Origin of the sequence: Corynebacterium sp. CTNIH16 (assembly GCF_032821655.1) — a bacterium.
GTDB classification, from domain to species: domain Bacteria; phylum Actinomycetota; class Actinomycetes; order Mycobacteriales; family Mycobacteriaceae; genus Corynebacterium; species Corynebacterium marquesiae.
In genome coordinates, this window is the sequence record NZ_JAVBIG010000001.1 from 87,228 (window position 1) to 109,560 (window position 22,333).

The 22,333-nt window shown below is 60.0% G+C and carries 16 protein-coding genes; 8 read left to right on the plus strand and 8 right to left on the minus strand.

Annotated features, from left to right (window positions below; genetic code table 11):
* The first annotated feature begins 12 nt into the window (after window positions 1-12).
* The gene (locus RAE04_RS00450; RefSeq protein WP_317026056.1) at window positions 13-2,556 is read left to right on the plus strand and encodes a DEAD/DEAH box helicase; all 2,544 of its coding nucleotides are present in this window, start codon (window positions 13-15) and stop codon (window positions 2,554-2,556) included.
* Window positions 2,557-2,644: 88 nt separating this feature from the next.
* On the opposite strand, the gene RAE04_RS00455 is transcribed toward RAE04_RS00450, so the two are convergent.
* Window positions 2,645-3,169 (minus strand): carboxymuconolactone decarboxylase family protein, encoded by a 525-nt coding sequence (locus RAE04_RS00455; RefSeq protein WP_317026057.1) that lies wholly within the window; start codon window positions 3,167-3,169, stop codon window positions 2,645-2,647.
* 97 nt (window positions 3,170-3,266) lie between these two features.
* Window positions 3,267-3,860, minus strand: coding sequence for a peroxiredoxin (locus RAE04_RS00460; protein WP_317026058.1), 594 nt, complete (start codon window positions 3,858-3,860; stop codon window positions 3,267-3,269).
* A 160-nt stretch (window positions 3,861-4,020) separates the two neighbouring features.
* Between RAE04_RS00460 and RAE04_RS00465 the strand changes: the two genes are divergently transcribed.
* A complete protein-coding gene (locus tag RAE04_RS00465; RefSeq protein WP_239273033.1) occupies window positions 4,021-4,965 on the plus strand; it encodes a hydrogen peroxide-inducible genes activator in 945 nt (314 codons plus the stop codon).
* Window positions 4,966-5,055: 90 nt separating this feature from the next.
* Here the strand turns inward: RAE04_RS00465 and RAE04_RS00470 are convergent, their stop codons facing one another.
* Entirely contained in the window at window positions 5,056-5,964 is a 909-nt protein-coding gene (locus RAE04_RS00470) for a hypothetical protein (RefSeq protein ID WP_317026059.1), read from the minus strand.
* A 106-nt stretch (window positions 5,965-6,070) separates the two neighbouring features.
* On the opposite strand from RAE04_RS00470, the gene hrpA reads away from it, so the two are divergent.
* A complete protein-coding gene (gene hrpA, locus RAE04_RS00475; RefSeq protein ID WP_317026060.1) occupies window positions 6,071-9,958 on the plus strand; it encodes an ATP-dependent RNA helicase HrpA in 3,888 nt (1,295 codons plus the stop codon).
* On the opposite strand, the gene nrdR is transcribed toward hrpA, so the two are convergent.
* Window positions 9,955-10,413, minus strand: coding sequence for a transcriptional regulator NrdR (gene nrdR, locus RAE04_RS00480; protein WP_005328590.1), 459 nt, complete (start codon window positions 10,411-10,413; stop codon window positions 9,955-9,957). The two genes, hrpA and nrdR, sit on opposite strands and share 4 nt — an antisense overlap.
* Window positions 10,414-11,142: 729 nt before the next feature.
* Here nrdR and lexA point away from each other — a divergent pair.
* Window positions 11,143-11,847: a transcriptional repressor LexA gene (gene lexA / locus RAE04_RS00485; RefSeq protein ID WP_049377409.1), complete on the plus strand. Its 705-nt coding sequence runs from the start codon at window positions 11,143-11,145 to the stop codon at window positions 11,845-11,847.
* Window positions 11,848-12,205: 358 nt separating this feature from the next.
* Window positions 12,206-12,988 carry a DeoR/GlpR family DNA-binding transcription regulator gene (locus RAE04_RS00490; RefSeq protein WP_239194046.1) on the plus strand — a complete coding sequence of 261 codons (783 nt, stop codon included), beginning with the start codon at window positions 12,206-12,208 and terminating at the stop codon, window positions 12,986-12,988.
* A gap of 21 nt (window positions 12,989-13,009) precedes the next feature.
* On the opposite strand, the gene ptsP is transcribed toward RAE04_RS00490, so the two are convergent.
* A complete protein-coding gene (gene ptsP, locus RAE04_RS00495) occupies window positions 13,010-14,698 on the minus strand; it encodes a phosphoenolpyruvate--protein phosphotransferase (RefSeq protein WP_317026061.1) in 1,689 nt (562 codons plus the stop codon).
* A gap of 198 nt (window positions 14,699-14,896) precedes the next feature.
* Here ptsP and RAE04_RS00500 point away from each other — a divergent pair, with 198 nt between their 5' ends.
* From RAE04_RS00500 to RAE04_RS00510, 3 genes are read left to right on the plus strand one after another with little or no spacing between them, the layout of a single operon-like run.
* Entirely contained in the window at window positions 14,897-15,862 is a 966-nt protein-coding gene (locus RAE04_RS00500) for a 1-phosphofructokinase family hexose kinase (protein ID WP_317026062.1), read from the plus strand.
* A 13-nt stretch (window positions 15,863-15,875) separates the two neighbouring features.
* Window positions 15,876-18,002 carry a fructose-specific PTS transporter subunit EIIC gene (locus RAE04_RS00505; RefSeq protein ID WP_317026063.1) on the plus strand — a complete coding sequence of 709 codons (2,127 nt, stop codon included), beginning with the start codon at window positions 15,876-15,878 and terminating at the stop codon, window positions 18,000-18,002.
* Window positions 18,003-18,056: 54 nt separating this feature from the next.
* Entirely contained in the window at window positions 18,057-18,326 is a 270-nt protein-coding gene (locus RAE04_RS00510; protein ID WP_005325102.1) for an HPr family phosphocarrier protein, read from the plus strand.
* 68 nt (window positions 18,327-18,394) lie between these two features.
* On the opposite strand, the gene RAE04_RS00515 is transcribed toward RAE04_RS00510, so the two are convergent.
* The 3 genes from RAE04_RS00515 to hflX form a co-directional block, all read right to left on the minus strand.
* Complete coding sequence (locus RAE04_RS00515; protein ID WP_317026064.1) at window positions 18,395-19,384, minus strand: HNH endonuclease signature motif containing protein; 990 nt, start codon at window positions 19,382-19,384, stop codon at window positions 18,395-18,397.
* A 131-nt stretch (window positions 19,385-19,515) separates the two neighbouring features.
* Window positions 19,516-20,796, minus strand: coding sequence for a uracil-xanthine permease family protein (locus RAE04_RS00520; protein ID WP_049377415.1), 1,281 nt, complete (start codon window positions 20,794-20,796; stop codon window positions 19,516-19,518).
* Between the two features lie 31 nt (window positions 20,797-20,827).
* Window positions 20,828-22,321, minus strand: a complete 1,494-nt coding sequence (gene hflX / locus RAE04_RS00525) for a GTPase HflX (protein WP_308572419.1) — start codon at window positions 22,319-22,321, stop codon at window positions 20,828-20,830.
* Window positions 22,322-22,333: the final 12 nt, after the last annotated feature.

Below are 22,333 nucleotides of genomic sequence, written 5' to 3' on the forward strand. Positions count from 1 at the left end.
ATGGTGGTGGGGGTGAACTTATCTCAGCTGCTGCCAGATTTAACGGAAGTACCCGAGTCCCTCGTAGACGAGGCAATTTGGGATACCTTTACCTCGTGGACCACCGCCCGGGGTATCAATTTGTACCCAGCTCAGGAAGAAGCCTCGCTCGGTATTTTGGCCGGCGATAATGTTATCCTCGCTACCCCTACGGGCTCGGGAAAGTCCATGGTGGCTAATGCTGCGCACTTCATTGCCCTAGCTCGTGGCCAGCGCAGTTTCTATACCGCGCCGATCAAGGCCCTTGTGAGCGAGAAGTTCTTTGCCCTGTGCGATATTTTCGGCGCCGAGAATGTGGGCATGATGACTGGCGACGCCACCGTTAATGGCAATGCCCCCATCATCGCCGCCACCGCCGAGATTGTGGCCAATATTGCGCTGCGCGATGGCGCCGAGGCCAATATCGACCAGGTAGTGATGGACGAGTTCCACTACTACTCCGAACCGGACCGCGGATGGGCATGGCAGGTGCCGCTGCTGGAGTTGTCCAAGGCGCAGTTCCTGCTCATGTCCGCCACTCTGGGCGATACTCAGTGGCTAGAAGAGGATCTCACCCGCCGCACCGGCCGCGCCACCAACCTCGTCGCCGGCACCACGCGGCCCGTGCCACTGGACTTTTCCTATGTCTTTAGCGCGGTGCACGAGACCATCGAGGAGCTCTTGGCCGATAAGAAGGCACCCATCTACGTGGTGCACTTCTCGCAGCGTGAAGCGGCCGAGCGCGCGCAGGCGTTGACCTCACTTTCGGGGATTATCACTAAGGAAGAAAAGGAAGCGATTGCCCAGGAAATCGGTGGGTTCCGCTTCACCACCGCCTTTGGCAAGGATCTATCCAAGCTGCTGCGCAAGGGCATCGGCATCCACCACGCGGGCATGCTGCCCAAATACCGCCGATTGGTAGAGCGCCTGGCGCAAAAGGGTCTGCTTAAGATCATTTGCGGTACCGATACCCTGGGTGTGGGCATTAACGTTCCCATCCGCACAGTGCTGATGACTGGACTTGCCAAGTTCGACGGCCAGCGCCAACGCATCCTCAAATCGCGCGAATTCCACCAGATTGCCGGCCGCGCCGGCCGCGCCGGCTATGACACCGAGGGCACTGTGGTGGTCGAGGCCCCCGAGCACGAGATCGAAAATGCCAAGGAACGCCGCCGCATCGGCGACGACCCCAAACGCTTGAAGAAGCTCAAGAAGAAGTCCGCCCGAGAAGGCGAGGTGTCCTGGTCCGAGAAGACTTTCGCGCGCCTTACTGAGGCTGAGCCGGAACAGCTGACCTCTCAGTTCCGCGTTTCTAATTCCATGCTGCTCAACGTCTTGGCGCGCCACGGCAATGGCTATGACCACATGCGCCACCTGCTGCGAGACAACCACGATAACCGCAGCAAGCAGAATAAAGACATCCTCACCGCACTCGATCTCTTCCGCGGGCTAGTGGATTCCGGCGTGGTGCAAAAGTCCACCAAGGGATTGGATATCTACGGCCGCCCCTACCATTTGGTGCGAGAGCTGCCGCGTGACTTTGCGCTCAATCAGCCGCTGGGTCCATTCGCCTTGGCGGCGCTCTCGCTGCTGGACCCGGAAGCGGAGACCTATAACCTCGACGTTATTTCAGTTTTTGAGGCCATCCTAGATGACCCGCGCCAGGTGCTCATTGCCCAGCAGAAGCAGCGCCGCGGCGAAGAGATCGCCGCGCTGAAGGCGGACGGGGTGGACTACACCGACCGCATGAATATCGTGGAGGATATCACTTGGCCGAAGCCGCTCGAGGAGCTACTGGAGCAGGCCTACGATACTTTCGCTGAGACCAATGCGTGGGTCAAGGAGTTTGAGCTGCGACCCAAGTCCGTGGTGCGCGACATGCTCGAGAATGCGATGACCTTCTCGGATCTGGTCGCAACCTACGGCTTGGCCCGCTCCGAGGGCGTGATTTTGCGCTACCTGACCGACGCCTGGCGCACTCTTAAGCAATCCATTCCGGACGAGTACAACACTCCAGAGCTCGAAGATATCGTTGTCTGGCTAGGTGAGCTTATCCGCCAGGTGGATTCCTCGCTTGTCGACGAATGGGCGCAAATGGCCGGCGAAGATTCCCCCATCGACCAAGACACGGTGGACCGCGAGCTGGCCTTTGGCGTGGAGGACCCCACCGCGCTCACAGCCAATCGCCGCGCCTTTACCATCATGGTGCGCAATTACATGTTCCGCTTGGTGCAGCTCTTTGCTTTGGAAAAGGAAGACCGCTTGGCGGAGCTGCTCGATTACTTGGACGAGGTGCCGGACTTCGGCGCTATCCTAGATGATTACTTCGATGAGTATGATGACATCGATTCCGGCCCCGAGGCCCGCGGTCCGGAGTTTTTCCGCCTAGGCGATACTGACTCGCGTTCGTGGTCCGTGCGTCAGATCATCAAGGACCCAGACGGCGATCACGCCTACCAGTTCGTCGCTACGGTAGATCTCGATGCCTCCGATGAGGCCGGCGAAGTCCGCCTAGCAGACCTGCGCGTGGAGTACTAGCCTGCGACAACGACAAAGCCGCCCTGGCTGCCACCCCCCAGATAAGAGGGACGTCGGCAAGCGCGAGGGCGGCTAAAAGCCGGCTATTTTAGCGTGCGGCCTCAATCTGGACAGCCTGTGCCACAGCCTGGACAACGGCCGCAACCTTGACGGCCTCCCAGACCTGCTCCTTGCTCAGACCAGCCTCGTTGAGCTCGTGAGCGTGAGCACCCAGGCAGTGCTCGCAGCCATTGATGGCGGAAACTGCGGTATTCCACAGCTCGAAGTTGGCCTTGTCCACGCCTGGCTTGGAGATGATGTTCATGCGCAGGCCGAACTTAACCTGTGCGTAGTCATCGCCCAACCAACCCTTGGCGCGGTAGGCAACGTTGTTCATAGCCATAACGGTGGCTGCGCCGTAGGCTGCCTCGATAGCCTCCTCGGAGAGGTGGTCCTTTGCTTCCTCCGCAATCTCAGAAAGCACGGTGTCATTGCGGGTTGCGGCAGCCGACGCCAGCAGGCAGCCCCAGAGCTGCTCCTCGTCCAGGTCCTTGGAACGGGTCAGGGCGCCCAGGTTGAGCTTCTGATCCTTGGCGTACTCCGGCAGGGAAGACTTCAGATTATCAATAGACATAGCTTTTCTCCTTTGAGGTTTTGATAGGAATTTTCTGCACTGGATTTAAAAGGAAACCCCGCCACGAAAGCGGGGTAAACCTGCATCTCAGTGAGATTTAGAGTGCGGACTGAACGACGTCCATCTTGTTGATGTTCTTGGTTGGGTCGTTCTTCTCCCAGTTGCAAGCGCAGACCTCTTCGGACTGCAGGGCGTCGAGCACACGCAGAACCTCGTCTACGTTACGGCCAACGGCATCCGGGGTAACGGAGACAAACTGGATAACGCCATCCGGGTCGATAATGAAGGTGGCGCGGTCAGCAACGCCATCAGCGTTTTCTACGCCCAGTGCGCGGATGAGGTCGTGGCGCACGTCAGAGAACATCGGGAAAGGAACTTCCTTCAGGTCCGGGTGGGTTGCGCGCCAGTTGAAGTGAGCGAACTCGTTATCGATGGAGCCGCCAAGGATCTGGGTATCGCGGTCCTGGAACTCCTCGTCCAGCTTGCCAAAGGCAGCAATCTCGGTCGGGCAGACGAAGGTGAAATCCTTCGGGTAGAAGAAGACGACCTTCCACTTGCCCTCGTACTTGTCCAGGGATACCTGCTCGAAGTAGTCCTCCGGCTGGTTAGCATTGACGTCGTGCAGGTCGCCACCGGTCAGGGCGGTGAGGTTGAACTCTGGGAACTTTTCGCCGACAGTCAAAATAGGCATAGTCTTCAACTCCTTTAGCAAAGGCTTTTCCTCTAAGTTTCCTGCCGCTTGGCGTACAAGCAGCGGGGCCGGACCGCATCCGGCCCAACACGATCAGTTATACCATCTTTTCCGCTCGCGTCAATAGGAAATCCTATAGGTAAGTGTTAGAGTAATAGGCATGCATAATAAAGAGTATCGCCCTACACTTGCTCAGCTGCGTACCTTCGTCACCGTTGCAGAAAACAAGCACTTTGGTACCGCGGCCGCCAAACTCGAGATTTCCCAACCCTCCCTCTCCCAGGGCCTCGTTGCCCTCGAGCAGGGCTTGGGCTTGCAGCTTATCGAGCGCTCCACCCGCAAGGTCATCGTCACCTCGGCTGGTGAGACCCTCCTCCCCTACGCCAAGGCAACGCTTGAAGCAGCCGATACCTTCCTCGCCCATGCTCGCGGCGCCAACGGCACCCTTGCCGGTCCACTGACCATCGGCGTTATCCCCACCATTGCTCCCTACATCCTCCCCGATCTGCTCTCCATGCTTGCGGAGGCTTACCCGGATCTCGAGCCGCGCTTCGTTGAGGAGCAAACCCAACACCTCATTACCCGCCTGCGCAACGGTAACTTGGACCTTGCCATCATGGCCCTTCCATCCGAGGCCACCGGCATGGTCGATAGCCCGCTTTACACGGAGCAATTCTCCATTGTCTGCCCGCCCGATCACCCCATCGCTGGCCGTGAGGATGTCGAGCTTGCGGAACTCAAGGACCTGGATTTGCTGCTGCTTGACGACGGCCACTGCTTGCGCGACCAAGTAGTCGACCTTTGCCGCCATGCCAATATCAACCCGGCCGAGGCCACCAATTCCGTCACCCGTGCTTCCTCCCTGACCACCATCATGCAGCTGGTCATGGGCGGCCTGGGCTGCACTCTCGTCCCCGAATCCGCCCTCGCCACCGAATGCCATGGCAAGGACGTCGCCATCGCCCACTTTGCCTCCGATGTCACCGCCGAACGCGAGGTGGGTCTCGTGTTCCGTTCCTCCGCAGCTCGCGCCGAGGAGTTCCGCGAATTCGGCACGCTCATCACCGCCGCCTATAATAAGGCGATTGAGCGCTCCCGGCAGTAATCGCTCACGGCAAGCCCCACGGGGGCGTCGCCAAGCACGCCAAAGGCCACCGTTCCCGCGTAGGAAACGGTGGCCTTAATCTTTATCGCGCTATAGCTGCGGGAGCGTATTGCGCCCAGCACACTGGCGGAACATATGCGCCTGTGCCAAGAGGGTAACCGGATAAGCCACGATGAGGCCAATGCCCAAAAGCAAGAAGCCGGCCACAATGATGAAGAAGTTCAAAATGGAAAGCAGTAGCAGCTGACCGTAATTGTTCTTACCTGCCTGAAAGCCCTTCTTCACGGCGTCACCAACGCCATCGCCGTCGGCCGCGAACCATTGCATTAGTGAGAAGAATGGTTGGATAAAGAAGCTAATGAGCAAAAGCACGCCCATGATGCCCATGACGCTTAATACTGCCGCAACTGCTTCGTCCTCCGTCATATTCTCGGCGTCGTTAAGCAACCCATAGACAGTTCCACCTACTGCAGCGAATGCAATGAGGCTCGCCACCGCTCCGATGACGAGCATGATGACCAGCGGCTGCCACCAGCGTACGTTCTTAAACAGATAGCCCCACCCGGTGCGAGAATCATCAATCTGGAAAAGCGCCAGACGCATAATTACCAGCGACAATACAAAGCTTAGGACAGTCGAGATGAGCTGAGAAACCGAAGAACCCGCAGTTGACTCACCCGTACCGGAGTAGCTCGCGGCATTGATGCCGCCTGCAACGGCGACAAAAACGATACTTAGAACAAAAAGCGCTAGTGCTCCTAGAATCCACAGCTTCCAATTGCCAAAGACAATCCTAAAAGCCCAAGAAACCGCATCTATTGCGGAGGCCTTTCCGGTAAACGGCCGCTGGCCTGCTTGATAGCCCACGTAGCCTTGGGTATTTCCTTCATGGCTTCCGCCATAGGACGGAAGCTGTCCGTAGTTTGGACGGTCCTCGGGGTGATCGGTCGGTTCGTAGCGCGGAAAATCATCATTCCCACCCGAATACGGGTTCGTCATAACCGGGGTTCCTCCTTATGGAATGCGAATCAGTGCATGGATAAGTATTTTCACTTTAACAACTTTTTCCTCATTTCTGATGGGCAGGTAAACTCTGTGCCTAGTCATGACTATGAATGAAACCCCTTCCCGCGATGAACTTTTCGCTGCACTCGACAATGTCACCCTCTCTGCAGCCCGGTCCTTCCGCCGCCGCCTCAAGAAGGCCCGCGCCCCTAAAGCGCTGCAAGAAATCGGCGCTGAAATCCATGACGCGGCCGAGCGCGTCGCACTTACCGACGCCGCCGTTCCCACCATCTCCTACCCCGACGCCCTCCCCGTCACCGCCCGCAAGGACGATATCGCCGAGGCAATTCGGGACAACCAGGTCGTCATCATCGCTGGTGAGACCGGTTCTGGTAAGACCACCCAGATCCCGAAAATCTGCCTCGAGCTAGGTCGCGGCCGGCGCGGGTTCATCGGCCATACCCAGCCGCGCCGTATTGCAGCGCGCACCGTGGCCGAACGCATCGCCGCGGAATTGGACCAGAAAATCGGCGAGTCCGTTGGCTACGCCATCCGCTTCGATGACCGCGTCTCTGAGACCACCGCCGTCAAGCTTATGACCGACGGCATTCTGCTCGCCGAGATGCAACGCGACCGCTTCCTCAATAAGTACGACACCATCATCATCGATGAGGCCCACGAACGCTCGCTCAATATCGACTTCCTCTTGGGCTACTTGAAGCGCCTATTGCCCAAGCGTCCCGACCTCAAGGTGATCATCACCTCCGCAACCATCGACCCAGAAAGCTTCGCCGCCCACTTTGCCGACGCCGACGGCAACCCCGCCCCTATTATCGAGGTCTCCGGACGCACCTACCCCGTAGAAATCCGCTACCGGCCACTCGAATTCGAGGCCGGCGGAAAAGTCGTGGACCAAGACCCGCTCGATGGCTTGACCGAGGCCATCGAAGAGCTCATGCGCGAAGGCGACGGCGATATCCTGTGTTTCTTCCCTGGCGAGCGAGATATCCGCGATGCCATGGAGGCCATCGAAGGCAAAAAGTGGAAAAACGTCGAGGTCACTCCCCTCTTTGGCCGCCTATCTAACCAAGAGCAGCACCGCGTGTTTAGCGAGCACCGTGGCCGCCGCATCGTCTTGGCCACCAATATCGCCGAAACCTCGCTTACCGTGCCCGGCATCCGCTATGTCGTCGATACCGGCACCGCCCGCATCTCGCGGTATTCCACGCGCACCAAGGTCCAGCGGTTGCCCATCGAGCCCATCTCGCAGGCCTCCGCCAACCAGCGCTCCGGCCGTTGCGGCCGCGTTGCCGACGGCATCGCCATCCGCCTCTATAGCGAACAGGATTTTGAAAGCCGGCCCGAGTTCACCGACCCAGAAATCCTGCGCACCAATCTCGCGAGTGTCATCCTCCAAATGGTTTCGCTCAAGCTCGGTGATATCGAACAATTCCCCTTCATCCAACCTCCCGAGCACAAGGCCATCCGCGATGGTCTCACACTCCTCCACGAGCTCGGCGCCCTCCACGACAAGCAGGACAAGCCCTCGCTCACCACCATCGGCCGCGATCTCGCCCGCATCCCCCTCGACCCGCGCATGGCACGCATGCTTATTGAGGCCAATACCAACGGATGTCTCAATGATGTCATGGTCATCGTTGCCGCCATGACCATCCAGGATGTGCGCGAACGCCCCCTCGACTTCCAAGCCCAGGCCGACCAAGCCCACGCCCGCTTCAAGGACAAGACCTCGGATTTCTTGTCCATGCTCAAACTATGGGATTACATCAAGCAAACCCGCAACGAGCAATCCGGCAATAAATTCCGCAAGCGCATGAAACAGGAGTTCCTCCACTACATGCGCATCCGGGAGTGGTTTGACTTGGTGCGCCAGCTCAAGGACGTCGCCAAGCAGCTGGGTTGGACCTACCAGGAAGGCATCGAGCGCCGCTCCGATGACATACACATGTCCCTCCTTTCGGGCCTGCTATCCAATATCGGCGCCCGCGATGGCAACTCCAAAGAATTCCAAGGCGCGCGCAACACCCGCTTCCTGGTATTCCCCGGCTCCGCCCTGGCTAAAAAGCCTCCCGAATTCCTCATGGCTGCCGAGCTGGTAGAAACTTCCCGCCTCTGGGCGCGCGATGTCGCCGCCATCGATCCTGCCTGGGCGGAAAAGCTCGGTGCAGACCTGCTCAAGCACAACTACTCCGAGCCCACCTGGTCTCGCAAGCGCGCCGCCGCCATCGCGCACCAAAAATCCACGCTCTACGGCGTGCCCATCGTGGCCGACCGCACCGTGCCCTACCACCGGGTCGATCCCGCCGCTGCCCGCGATATGTTCATTCGCAATGCCCTTATCGCCGGCGACTGGAACACCCACCACGCCTTCTTCAAGGCCAACGCCCAAGCGCTTGACGACGCCGCCGCATACGAAGAAAAGGCCCGCCGCCGCGGCCTCATCGTGGACGAAGACACACTCTTCGATTTCTATGACCAGCGCATTCCGGCAAAGGTAACCACCGGCCGCCACTTTGACTCGTGGTGGAAAAAGGAGCGCCGCCGCACCCCGGATCTGCTGGATTTCGATCCCGCTAAGCTCATCGATGACTCCCACGAGGTCACCGAGGAATCCTTCCCCGACCACTGGCGCAAGGGTTCTATCGATTACGAACTGACCTACAAGTTCGAGCCCGGCGATCCTCTCGACGGCGTCACCGTAATGGTTCCCATTCCTATGCTCGCCGGCTTGGATACCGAAGGCTTCGATTGGCTCGTTCCGGGTCTGCGCCTCGAGCTCGTCACCGAGCTTATCCGGAGCCTGCCCAAGGCCCTGCGCCGCACCGTCGTACCCGCGCCCGAGTTTGCCGAGCGCGCCATCGACCGCCTCATCCCTTATGAAGGACCCATCACCCAGCAGCTTGCCGACGTCCTCCGCGAACTCGGCGGTCAAGGAATCAACGCCACCGACTTCCAGGCCAGCAAGCTACCCGCCCACCTGCGGATGAACTACGGGGCCATCGATAAGCACGGCAAAATCGTCGACTCCGACCGCGACCTCGCGGCGCTCGTCCGACGTCAGGCCGGACACATCAAGTCCTCCGTATCTCGCGTCTCGCGCACCTCCGAGTCCACCGCCGTCAGCGAATGGACCGACGACACCCTCGGCACCATCGATGACACGGTCAAGACCACCGTCGACGGCCACGAGGTCACCGCCTACCCTGCCCTGGTCGCTACCAAAAACGGCGTCGAACTCAAGGTCCATCCCACCAAGGCCGCCGCAGATGCTGCCATGGTCACGACCACACTTACGCTCCTCATGCGTGAGATATCCGTCAACGCCTCCCAAATGGTCAAGGGCCTGCCATTGCAACAGCGCGTCGCCGTCGATTCCTATCCGCACGGCGGCGCCGACGGCCTTGTCAACGACGCCCGCGTCGCCGCGATCCGCGACCTGATGATGGAAGCCGGCGGACCCGTCCGCACCCCCGCAGCGTTCCAGAAGCTTAAAGATACCGTCAAGCCCCAAGTCCCAGGCCGCGTACGCCAGGCAGTAGTAGCTATTGCCCCAGGACTCGCCGAGTACTCCAACCTGCGAGCGGAACTCGCTCATTGGGACGGTCCAGCGATCGATGACATGCGCGCACAACTGGACTTCCTCCTACCCCGAAACGCCATCACTGTCCACGGAATGTCCCATCTGCGTCATCTACCGCGATATATCCAAGCCATGCGAATTCGTCTAGAGGACATGAACCTTGACCCGGACCGCGATGCGGACCGCCAAGCCGAGGTAGATAACGCCAAGGCCTACCTATCCAACCGCCTTCGCAGCCTCCCGGCCGGCCGTGAAAAGACCCGCGAGGCCAAGGACGTGCACTGGATGATCGAAGAACTTCGAGTTTCTCTTTTCGCTCAGCGCCTTGGCACAGCCCACGCCGTTTCACTCCGCCGTATCCAAAAGGCGGTGGACAAACTGCGTTAAAAGTCCTCGCGATCGCGCCTTCGCATCAGCCGAATCTCGGATTCAAAGTCATCTGCGCTTTCAAAGGATTTATATACAGAGGCAAAGCGCAAATAGGCCACTTCATCAAGGTCCCGCAGTGGTTCCAGGATGGCCAGGCCAATCTCGTTCGCGTTGACCTGCGAGGAGCCATGACTGCGCACGGTCTCCTCTACTTCTTGCGCCAGCTTCTTCAGGGCATCGTCGCTTACATCTCGCCCCTGGCAGGCACGGCGCACGCCGCGAATCAATTTATCTCTGCTGAAGGGCTCGGCCAGACCGTTTCTCTTCACCACAAGCAACACGGCCTTCTCAACCGTGGTAAAGCGCCCCTTGCACGAAGCACACTCGCGCCGACGACGAATCGACGCTCCAGCATCGACCACACGCGAATCGATGACGCGGGATTGCTCATTGTGACAAAAGGGGCAATACACAGTGGTCCTTTCACTGACGTTGTTACGCCAGTAGTTTACTCACCTTCAATTCCGCTCGACCACCGGGCTTCGCCCCCGTTCCCCCCTAGCGTGTTACTGCAGCCTCTACTTGTTGCACATTAGAGGCCGGCGGTTGCGGTGCACTGTTTCCTTCAGTGCTAGCTAGTCCGCCTAACAAAGTGCCCACAAAGACCGCTACACCAAACACGGCGCCCAATGCGTAGTTACCTGTGTTCGACTCACCCACACTGTTTCGGACCCTATTCGATCTGTCCCCAGAGCCTCCGGTCGACGTACGGTTCGAACGATAGGTCGTGCGATCCTCCACACGTAGAGTTCGAACATACCTAGAGTTTGCGGAACCGCGGACCGCAGAACCGTAGCCACGCTCCACATCCCATACGGATACAGAAGGCACCACTACGGGTTCGATAGCGTTGCGAGTTACCAGGTTATTGCGGGAATTGATCAGCAGAGACATAACTTTCCTTTCGACGACTGAACCCACCGTAGGCACCTCATGCGACACGTCATGATTCCCAGTCGCCATAATGTTCGATTTAGTTGGTACGTTCGATTTATAGCATCGCTTCGAATACTTGTCCAGCCCAACGCGCAAATCTCGAACATCTGTACTTTTCGTGCTACAAATGACGTGTGGCAACTTTTCAACGCCGCCAGCTAACAGACCACCTATAAACCCACCCGATCCCCTCCGAGGAGCCAGCAATGGGCCGCAAGCCAAAGAAGACCACCGAGAAGACCGATTACGCCTCCCTATCTGACCGCCAGCGACGCATTCTCAACGTCATTAGTGACGCCGTTATGTTGCGTGGTTACCCACCAAGCATTCGCGAAATTGGTGACGCAGCGGGTCTACAGTCCACATCATCGGTCGCCTATCAGTTAAAACAATTGGAAGAGAAAGGGTTTTTGCGCCGAGACCCTAATAAGCCGCGTGCCGTAGATGTTCGTCACCTTAATACGGATGATGGCGCCAAAAAGCCCGGCCGCAAGCCGGTTAAGCCTGAGCAGCAAGTTCCCGAGGATGCAGGTGCCGTTTCCTATATTCCTGTGGTCGGCCGTATCGCTGCGGGAGCACCTATTACCGCAGAGGAAAACGTCGACACATACTTCCCAATGCCTGACGAGGTGGTCGGTGGCGGCGACCTTTATATGTTGCAAGTAGTCGGCGACTCGATGCAGGATGCCGGCATCCTTGACGGCGACTGGGTAATCATTCGTTCCCAGTCAGTTGCAGAGGAAGGCGAGTTCGTGGCCGCCCTGCTCGAAGGATCTGAAGCTACCGTCAAGGAGTTCCACCGCGATTCCTCCGGCGTATGGCTGCTTCCCCACAATGAGGCCTACGCTCCCATCAACGGCGATAATGCGGAAATCATGGGCAAGGTTGTATCGGTATTCCGTAAGCTTTAACCACTCACCCGACGCAGATTCTATAACCCCGCAAGGGCCGAGCGTGGCCTCGCGGGGTCTATCTATGTTCACCCTTCGTTGACGCGGCCGGTTTCCTGCCACCCCCATTTTTGCTCCAATTCGGACCCGGACACCAAAAGAGACGAAAATCCCACTTTCCCACTTTTCCTCCTAACCAGGCATTTCAGGGCGCCAGATCCACAATGCAACCGTGCAAATTTTTGCTTTAGTCCGTTTATTCCCGATTTTTGAAACAATGGACTAAGTAAAACAACATCGCCGGATCTTCACTTCCGCATAAAGTGGCAACTTTTACCCCCACGCCATGACGCGATGTCTCTAGATTCAAGGAGGAATCATGTACGCAGAAGAGCGGCGTCGCCAAATCGCTTCCCTCACCGCCGTTGAAGGCCGCGTCAACGTCACTGAACTCTCAGAACGCTTCGAAGTTACGGCCGAGACCATCCGCCGCGACCTTGCGGTGCTTGACCGTGAGGGCGTCGTCCATCGCGTGCATGGCGGCGCAGTAGCCTCCCAATCCTTCCAGACCGCGGAACTTACCCTGGATACCCGCCAGCGGTCCGCCTCCGGCGCAAAAGCGGCTATCGCCCGCGCGGCCCTAGATTTTCTCCCCCAGGGCGGCGGCAGCATTTTCTTAGACGCAGGCACCACCATTAACGCGTTCGCAGAGCTCATTGGACAGCAATACCCGCAGGCGCAGTTTAATATTGTCTCCAATAGCCTGCCTATCGCCCTGTCGCTAGCGGGCAATGGCGTGCCTGACGTCCAGCTACTTGGCGGTACCGTCCGCGCGATTACCCAAGCCGTCGTTGGCGATACCGCGCTGCGCACCCTAGCTTTGATGCGTGCCGACGTCGCCTTTATCGGCACCAATGCCCTAACCCTGGACCATGGCTTGTCGACGGCCGACTCCCAAGAGGCAGCCATCAAGTCCGCCTTTGTCACCAATGCCCACAAGGTAGTGGTCATGTGTGACTCCAGCAAGCTGGGCAATGACTATTTGGTAAGTTTCGCGTCTGCCGCCGATATCGACGTCGTCATTACGGACGCCGCTGCCCCCGATTCTTTCGTGGAAGCGTTGCGCGAGCGCGAAATTGAGGTCGTGCTCGCCAGCGAATAATCCCCCGATCCTTCGCCTGCTTTAGGCGAAGGACTCCATGCGTTCTACCACTGCGGTACGGGCAGCGTCAGGGCTTTCCGCATCCAGTGCCACCTCGGCAAGCTGTTGGCATTGTTCCAAGGTAACTTCTGCCAGCTGCGCGCCGACGCCTGCTACCGCCGTCGACGCTGCGGATAGCGAATTTACGCCCAAACCGGTAAGCACGCAGGCCAACATCGGGTCGGCCGCTGCCTCACCGCACACGCCTACCGCGACGTTATTGGCCTGGCCCACGATGCAGGTGTGCTGAATGAGCCGCAGCACAGCCGGCTGCCACGGGTCGGTCAGGTAGGCCAGCTGTGGCGACAGGCGATCTGCAGCCATAGTGTACTGAGTCAGGTCATTGGTGCCGATGGACACGAAATCAAGGTGCGGCATGATTTTATCCGCCATAAGCGCTGCGGCCGGAACCTCGATCATGGCGCCGGCAGTCAGGCCGCGTTCGCGGCACAGGCTAGCAAACCACTGGGCCTCGGTAGAGGTGGCAACCATAGGAGCCATGACCCAAGTAGATGCTTTGTCATCGCGAGCCTCAGCCGCCTGCGCAATCGCATCCAGCTGACGGGTCAGCAGAGCTTCATTATCGCGTGCTATACGCAGGCCACGAACACCCAATGCTGGGTTTTCCTCGGAGCTTAGCGTGGCATAAGAGATAGGCTTATCGGATCCAGCATCCAGCGTACGTACGACAACCTTTGATTCAGGAAAGGCATTAAAGACCTTGCCGTAAATCTTTGCCTGCTCATCAACGCTGGGCTCTTCACTGGCCGAGAGGAACGATAGTTCCGTGCGGTACAGGCCGATACCCTCTGCCTGCGAATCCGAAGCAATGCGGGCAGCGTTGCCATCAGCGACGTTGGCAAGCAGCTGCACACGGTGACCGTCCTTGGTTTCAGCCGGGCCGCGCCATTGGGCAACGCGTGCCGCACGCTCGCGGTACTCGGCCACTGCCTTTGTGGAAGCCTCTTCATCGGCCCCAAGGGTAACGGCGCCCACTGCACCATCGACGAATACCAACGTGCCGCTTTCAATATCGCTAAGGGCGGCGCCCACAGCAACGATGCATGGAATATCCAACTGACGGGCGATGATGGCCGTATGGCTGGTAGGTCCACCAAGCTCGGTGACAAGGGCCTTGATGTGCTTGGTATCAAGCGTCGCGGTATCGGCCGGGGCCAAATCGTCCGCGAACAGCACGGCCTCGCCGTCTACGAGCGGCAGGCCCGGCTCGTCCTCGCCGCGCAGCTCTGCGATTACGCGGTCGCGCACGTCCTTCAAGTCAGTGGTGCGCTCTGCCATCACGCCGCCAGCGGCCTCGAACATGGTGACAAACTTATCGGTGGCACCGACAGTGGCGAATTCCGCATCCCGGCCGGTGCGGATATTCTTGCGCACCGCCTTATGCCAACCACGGTCCTTGACCATGCCGGCCGTTGCGGTCAGAACTTCCGCAGCCTGACCTTCCGCGGCAGCAGCTCGCTGCTCCAAACGGCCAGCGACAGTATCTACGGCCGCAAGGAAGCGGTCATATTCAGAATCGCTCGCTTGCTCTGGGTCAATGCTTCCCTCGGTAGGCAGGGCCGGGCGAGGGCGGACCCACACGGCTTCGGCGTAGGCGACTCCGGCAACGACACCGGTTCCTTTGATTGTGGACTCAGACGCGTTTTTCATGAGCGTACTTCCTTCAAAGATAGCGGTTTATTAACTTCCAGAACACCACAAATCGGATAGAAAAGCAATGTATACCACAGAAATTCTGTTGACTTTCGGGCACAATCGGACAAGAATCAACATTTAAGGGCGGGCCATGCCCGCGAGGTTCTCTCCAACGGCGTTCGGCCCCAATATACAACCTGCGAAAGGGACAACTTGATTCTCACGCTGACCCCCAATCCCAGTATCGACGCCACCCTTGTGCTCAGCGAGCCATTGACCTCCGGTGATGTCCACCGCGCCAGCGAGGTCACACAGGTTGCTGGCGGCAAGGGTGTAAACGTCACCCATGCCGTGCACTTGGCCGGCGAGCAATCCTTGGCTCTTTTCCCGGCCCACGACTCCGATTCTTTCCTAACTCTCATCCACTCGGCCGGGCTGCCTTCCTCTGCAATCCACATGGATGGCACAATTCGCGTCAATACCACCATCACAGAGCCTGATGGCACTACCACCAAGGTCAACGGTCCAGGCCCTGTGCTTTCCGACGCCGACTCCCACGCCATTACCTCCGAGCTCACCGCCCGCGCCCTTGCCTCCGACTGGGTGGTTCTAGCCGGCTCCCTGCCGCGTGGCGTTAACACCGATTGGTATTGCGACCTCATCTCCGCGGTCCGCGCGGCCGCACCACAGGCTCGCATTGCCGTCGATACGTCAGATGCCCCAATGCAGGCCATTGGCGAAAGCCTCAATTCTGCTGCGCCGGATCTCATTAAGCCCAATGGATTAGAGCTCGGCCAGCTCACCGGAACCGACGGCCGCGAACTGGAAGACCAGGCCGCACGCAGCGAGTACTCGGGGGTTGTTCGGGCGGCCCGGGACGTCGTCAAGCAGGGCATCGCAGAAGTACTCGTCACTCTTGGCGGTGCCGGCGCGGTGCTGGTTACCGCGGACGGCGCTTGGGCTGCAACTCCCCCGCCAGCAACGGTGAAATCCACCGTAGGCGCCGGTGACGCCGCGCTCGCCGGATACCTCCTCGGCCGCACCGCAGGTAAATCACCGGCCGATAGCCTCGCACAGTCGGTGGCCTACGGAACTGCGGCTGCATCCAAACAAGGCACCCAATTCCCCCGCCCAGAAGAACTCGATATCGCACATACCCCCGTAAACTCGCTAGCCTAAGGAGTGCCTAAACATGGCTTCCGACCTCATCACTACCGACCTAGTCGCGCTCGACGCCGACTTCGGCGACAGCGTTGACTCCGTCATCACCAACCTGGCCACGCTGGTCCATGACACCGGCCGAGCCACCGACATCGCCGGTTTGGCACAGCCCGCCATCGACCGCGAGGCCAAGGCCGGTACCGGCGTCCCTGGCGGAGTCGCCATTCCACACTGCCGCTCCGAGGCCGTGACCGAACCTACCCTCGCATTCGCTCGTCTGAGCCGCGGCGTGGATTTCTCCGGCCCCGACGGTGACGCTCAGCTCGTTTTCCTCATCGCCGCTCCGGCCGGCGGCGGCAAAGCCCACTTGAAGATTTTGTCCAAGTTGGCCCGCGCCCTAGTACGCAAGGACTTCCTCGAGGCACTTCGCAACGCACCCACCAAGGAAGAAATCGTTCGGCTTGTGCTGGACGTAATAAATGCCGAAAAGCCGAAGAAGAAGCCAGCCGAAGAACCGGCCGCCCAGGGCGCTACTGCCGGCACTGCCGCAACCGGCGCCGGTGCCGGTGCCAGTGCCGCCGGCTCCTCCGCCGCCGCGCCCTCGGCCGCAACCCCTACCAACGCAGAATCTTCGGCCGATGTCACCCGCATCGTGGCCATCACCGCCTGCCCCACCGGCATCGCCCACACCTACATGGCCGCCGACGCGCTGACCCAGACCGCAGCCGAGCGTGACGACGTCTCGCTGACCGTAGAGACCCAAGGCTCGTCAAATAATGAGTCTGTCTCTCAAGCCACCATCGACGCGGCCGATGCAGTTATCTTCGCCACGGACGTCGGCGTGCGCGATCGCGAGCGCTTCGCTGGCAAGCCGGTAATCGAATCCGGCGTCAAGCGCGCCATCAATGAGCCCGGCACCATGCTCGATGAGGCCGTCGCTGCCGCTCACAACCCGCACGCCCACAAGGTCTCTGGCACCGCTACCCGCGCCGATGCGGAAGAAGGCAAGTCTCTTGGTTGGGGCAAGCGCATCCAGCAAGCCATTATGACCGGCGTGTCTTATATGGTCCCGTTCGTCGCGGCCGGTGGTCTGCTGCTCGCCCTCGGCTTTCTTTTCGGTGGTGCCGATATGGCAAATGGTTGGCAAGCACTATCGACGGACTTTTCGCTCGGCAACCTCCCCGGCCATGACGTGACCGTTGACGGCGAACTCATGCACTTCGAGCGCTCCGGGTTCTTGCTCTATCTCGGCGCTGTTCTCTTCGCCGTCGGCCAAGCGGCTATGGACTTTATCGTCGCCGCGCTGTCGGGCTATATCGCCTACGCGCTCGCCGGCCGTCCGGGCATCGCCCCGGGCTTCGCGGGCGGCGCGATCGCAGTCACCTTGGGCGCTGGGTTCATCGGTGGCCTGGTAACTGGTCTTCTGGCGGGCTTTATCGCCATGTGGATTGGCAATTGGAAAGTGCCGCGCTGGCTGGGCTCGCTCATGCCGGTCGTCATTATCCCGCTGCTTACCTCGCTAATCGTCGGCCTTGCAATGTACCTGCTGCTGGGTGCACCGTTGGCAGCCATCATGGACGGCCTGCAAAATTGGCTATCGTCCATGTCCGGCTCCTCGGCCGTGCTCCTTGGCATCATCCTCGGCTTGATGATGTGCTTCGACCTGGGCGGCCCAGTCAATAAGGCGGCCTACCTCTTCGCGACGGCCGGGCTTTCCACCGGTGACGAATCCTCCATGCAGATCATGGCCGCCGTCATGGCTTCCGGCATGGTCGCACCGATTGCGCTGTCTCTGGCTACGTTTATCCGCAAATCGCTGTTTACACCGGCCGAGCAGGAGAACGGCAAGTCCGCCTGGCTGCTGGGTCTGTCCTTCGTCTCGGAGGGCGCCATCCCGTTTGCGGCGGCCGATCCGTTCCGCGTCATCCCTTCGATGATGGCCGGCGGCGCGGTGACGGGCGCGATTTCGATGGCCCTGTCGGTCGGTTCCCGTGCCCCGCACGGCGGCGTGTTCGTCTTCTTCGCCATCGACCCGTTCTGGGGCTACCTCGTGGCCATTGCAGCCGGCGTGGTTGTCTCCACTGCGGCGGTGCTGGCGATGAAGCAGTTCTGGCCTAACAAGGCCGTCGAAGAAGCCGCCCAGAACGTGGCAGCATAAACCAAACACTCGTACACTGGATTGTAAAAATCCCCGTAAGAAAGGATATTTTCCATGGCTTCCAAGACTGTAAAGGTTGGCTCCTCCGTAGGCCTGCACGCACGTCCCGCATCCATTATCGCGGACGCTGCTGGCGAGTTCGATGAGGATATCTTCCTTAACCTGGTCGGTGACGATGATGAGGATGAGACCGACGCTGCCTCTTCCCTGATGATCATGGCTCTTGGTGCAGAACAGGGCGATGAGGTTACCGTCACCTCCGAAAACGAAGAAGCAGTGGAAAAGATTGCCGCTCTCATCGAGAAGGACCTAGACGCTTCCTAAGTCCTAAAACGGTTCGACTTTAGGCTCCCCACCCTTGCGGTGGGGAGCTTTTCGCTTGCCGACGCCACCTATCCCCACGGTGGCACCCACGTCACCTGCCCACGCACTCGGGCTAGCCGGCCTCGTCGCGGCGGGGCGTTGGGGTCATCATCATTGACGCCGTTGTGATAGGGACAGCATGTCGCAAGGTTCGCAGCGTTGGTCTCGCCGCCATGCTTCCAGGCTTTGAGGTGGTGAATCTGGCACTTGTCGGCAGGATAGTTACAGCTCTCCCACGGGCATACCGGGTTGACCGCAGCCGCCATGAGCCGCTGCTTGTCGTTGGCTACGCGCGAGGTCCGGTAGAGGTTGACCGGACCCTCATGGGGATGGACGAGCGTGACATAGCCGTGGTCACTCAGTGTCCGCGCGACAAGCTCGGCTCCGGTGATTCGAGCGCCATTGGTGAGTTGGAGGGTGATTTCCTCGCCGCCTCCGTCTACTACGCGGTCGAGCTCGTCAAGGGTGAGAACCACCTGCGTCGTCACCGTCGCCCGCGTTGCATCCGCCTTGCCAAAGAAGAGGTCTTTGGCAGATTCCAGCGGCTTATTGGCATCCAATGCAGCGTGCATATCCGCCACATCGGCCGAATCCCCGGTAATGGTCAGTGACCACGGGCCGCCGGAGCGGCGGGTAATTCGTACTCCCTTTTCGGGCGCGCGGCGCGGTCGCAGTTCGCGTACCAAAGCGCGGGCACGCTTTTCCAGGGCGGTGGCGCTGCCGCGAAAGGCACACAGTTCGGTGCGTAGGGTCCAGGCATCGCGCTGCGTCGGCAAGCGCAAGGCGTATTTTTCAATCAGCAGTAGCACGTCGAGGGAATGCCCAGTCTGCCGCGCCGCTCGCTGTTTGGCAGCAAAGCCGCACCGGCCGAAATAGGTATCACATAAACGCAGCAGGTCGCGCGCGGCTATATCTGAGGCGCCTCGCGCGATCAGCTCACGATCGCTGAGCCCCTGAACTGCGGCGACAATGTCCATGCCGCCGCTGACAGCGTTTAAGTATGCGTCTAATGCGGTCATGCCGCTGAGTTAAACAGCGCCCGCACGCCTACGCGAGCCGCATATCGGCCCGCTGTGGATAACCCGCGTTGGCCCGTCAACAAAACTGCCCGCCGCGGGCGCGCGACGGGCAGTTATTCACAGGTTGAAAATTAGTACTTGGCGCCGTGTCCCTCGCCGACGGAATCGTAGAGCTTTTTCATAATCGGATAGGCCACGATGATGCCAACCGAGCCCCACGCAATGCCCTCGAGGGAAACCCCACCTACGGTGAGGGTCAGGTTGCCGATGCCCGCGATCAGCGCCACCGCGGCCGCAGTCAGGTTGACCGGGTTATTGAAATTAACCTTATTATCCATCCAGATGCGCACACCCAGCATGCCGATGAGTCCATACAGCACGATGCAGGCGCCGCCGAGAACGCCGGTGGGGATGGTAAAGATCAGCGCACCAAACTTCGGCACGAAGGCCAAAAGGATAGCGGTAAAGGCTGCTACCCAGTATGCGGCGGTGGAATACACACGCGTTGCGGCCATCACGCCGATATTTTCGGCGTAGGTCGTGGTACCGGAGCCACCGAAGCCGCCGGCAAGGGTGGACGCGAGGCCATCGGCAATCAGGGCGTCACCGGCCAGGTCATCGAGATCGCGCTTTGTCATCTCGGAGACGGCCTTGACGTGGCCGACGTTTTCCGCGATGAGAACTACCAGCACGGGAAGCGCCACGGCAATGGCGGAGACGTTGAAAGAAGGCGCGTGGAATTCCGGCAGGCCCATCCACGGGGCGGCATCGATGGCCGCCACGGCGTCATCGCCGAGGTTGCCGGTCAGCGCCGCGAAGACCCAGCCGACGACCACGCCGAGCAGGATGGACAGGCGCGAGACCATGCCGCGGCCGGCGACGGTGGCCAGCAGGATGACGAGTAGCGTCACGGCGGCCACGAGCGGCTGGGAGGCGAAGTTCTCGGCCGCATTCGGCGCTAAGTTGAGCCCGATGAGGGCCACGATCGCACCGGTCACGGCCGGCGGCATGACGGCGTCCAAGACGCGGCGGCCGGCGATTTTGACTGCCACACCCACCGCGGCCAAGACGAGGCCGGTGACCAAAATGGAACCCGCTTGCGCGGCGATGCCGTACTGCTGCGACGCCGAAAGCGGTGCGATGAACGCGAACGAGGAGCCGAGGTAGGACGGCAACCGGTTGCGCGTGATAAGCAGGAACAAAATTGTGCCGAGACCGGAAAAGAGCAGCGTCGTATTGACGGGGAATCCGGTCAAGGTGGGAACCAAAAGCGTAGCGCCGAACATGGCCACCACGTGCTGCATTCCGATTCCGATGGTTCGGCCCCAGCTGAGTCGTTCTTCCGGCGCTACGACCGCGCCCGGTGCAATCCTTTTACCGTCTCCGTGGACGGTCCAACCTTTTAAGCTCACGAGCCTTAATTATGGATCACCCGGGCTAGTTTTAGGAAACTTCCTCCACGATGAATTCGGCGAGTTCGCGGGCGGTGGGTGCGGGAAGGCGGACGTCGACAAGCGTGCCATCGGCCGTGTACTCCTCGTGGCGCACCGTGCCCTCGGCGTGGACGCGGGCCACCACATCGCCGCGGGTAAAGGGAACCTGCAGCTTGACGTGGCTGTCGCGGGCGTTGAGGAAGAGCTCTACGCGCGCGGTAAGCTCGTCGATTCCCTCGCCCGTGCGCGCGGATACGTAGACAACATCCTCGTGGTCGAGAACGTGGCGCAACTCAGCAAGTACCAGCGGGTCGGCCTGGTCGATCTTATTGATCACGATGATCTCGGGCGGGGCCTGCTCGCCGGTTTCGGACACAATGTCATAGATGACCTGGTTGACCGCCTCAATCTGCTTGAGCGGGAATGGGTCAGAGCCATCGACCACGTGCAACATAATATCGGCGGCCAGTACCTCTTCCAGGGTGGATTTGAAGGCCTCGACCAGCTGCGTGGGCAGGTGGCGGACAAACCCGACGGTGTCGGTGAAGACGACCTGGCGGCCGTCGGCAAGCGTGGCACGGCGAGTGGTAGGGTCCAACGTAGCAAAGAGTGCGTCCTCCACCAGCACGCCGGCGCCGGTCATGGCGTTGATGAGCGAGGACTTTCCAGCATTGGTATAACCGGCAATGGCTATCTGCGCGATGGTTGAGCGCTGGCGCTTGGAACGCTTGACCTCACGGGCGGTCTTCATAGCGCGCAGCTCCCTGCGCAACCGAGCCATCTCCGTGCGGATGCGACGGCGATCCGTCTCGATCTTGGTCTCACCGGGACCACGCAGGCCCACACCGCCGTTGGAGCCGGCGCGGCCGCCCGCCTGGCGCGAAAGATTGCCGCCCCAACCACGGGTATGGGTGTAGAGGTATTCCAGCTGCGCCAAGGAGACCTGTGCCTTGCCTTCTTTGGACTTGGCGTGCTGGGCAAAGATGTCAAGGATGAGCATCGTGCGGTCAATGACCTTGGTGTTAAGCGCGCGTTCGAGAGCGGTGAGCTGGCCGGGGTTGAGCTCGCCATCGCATACCACGGTATCGGCGCCGGTGGCCTCGACGATGTCGTGCAATTCCTTGACCTTGCCGGAGCCAATGAAAGTGCCGGAATCAGGTTTATCGCGCTTTTGGTAGATCATCTCTACTACTTCGGCGCCGGCGGTCTCGGTCAGCGCCGCGAGCTCGTCCATGGTGGCTTCGACTTCGGCCACGGTGCCTTCGGTCCACACGCCAACCAAGATGACGCGCTCGAGGCGCAGCTTACGGTACTCCACCTCATAGCCGTCGGTGGTGTCCTCGGCGCGGATGGTGGTCTCACGGGTAACGCGACGGAAGGCGTTGCGCTCCGCCAGGTCAAGGTCACCGGTGGTGGGCGTCGCCTCTGGTGCGGCCGGGGCGTCATTATCGCGGAACGCGCGGGCAAGGAGATCGTCGTTATTGTGCTGGGAAAATTCGGTCATACTAACTTTCAT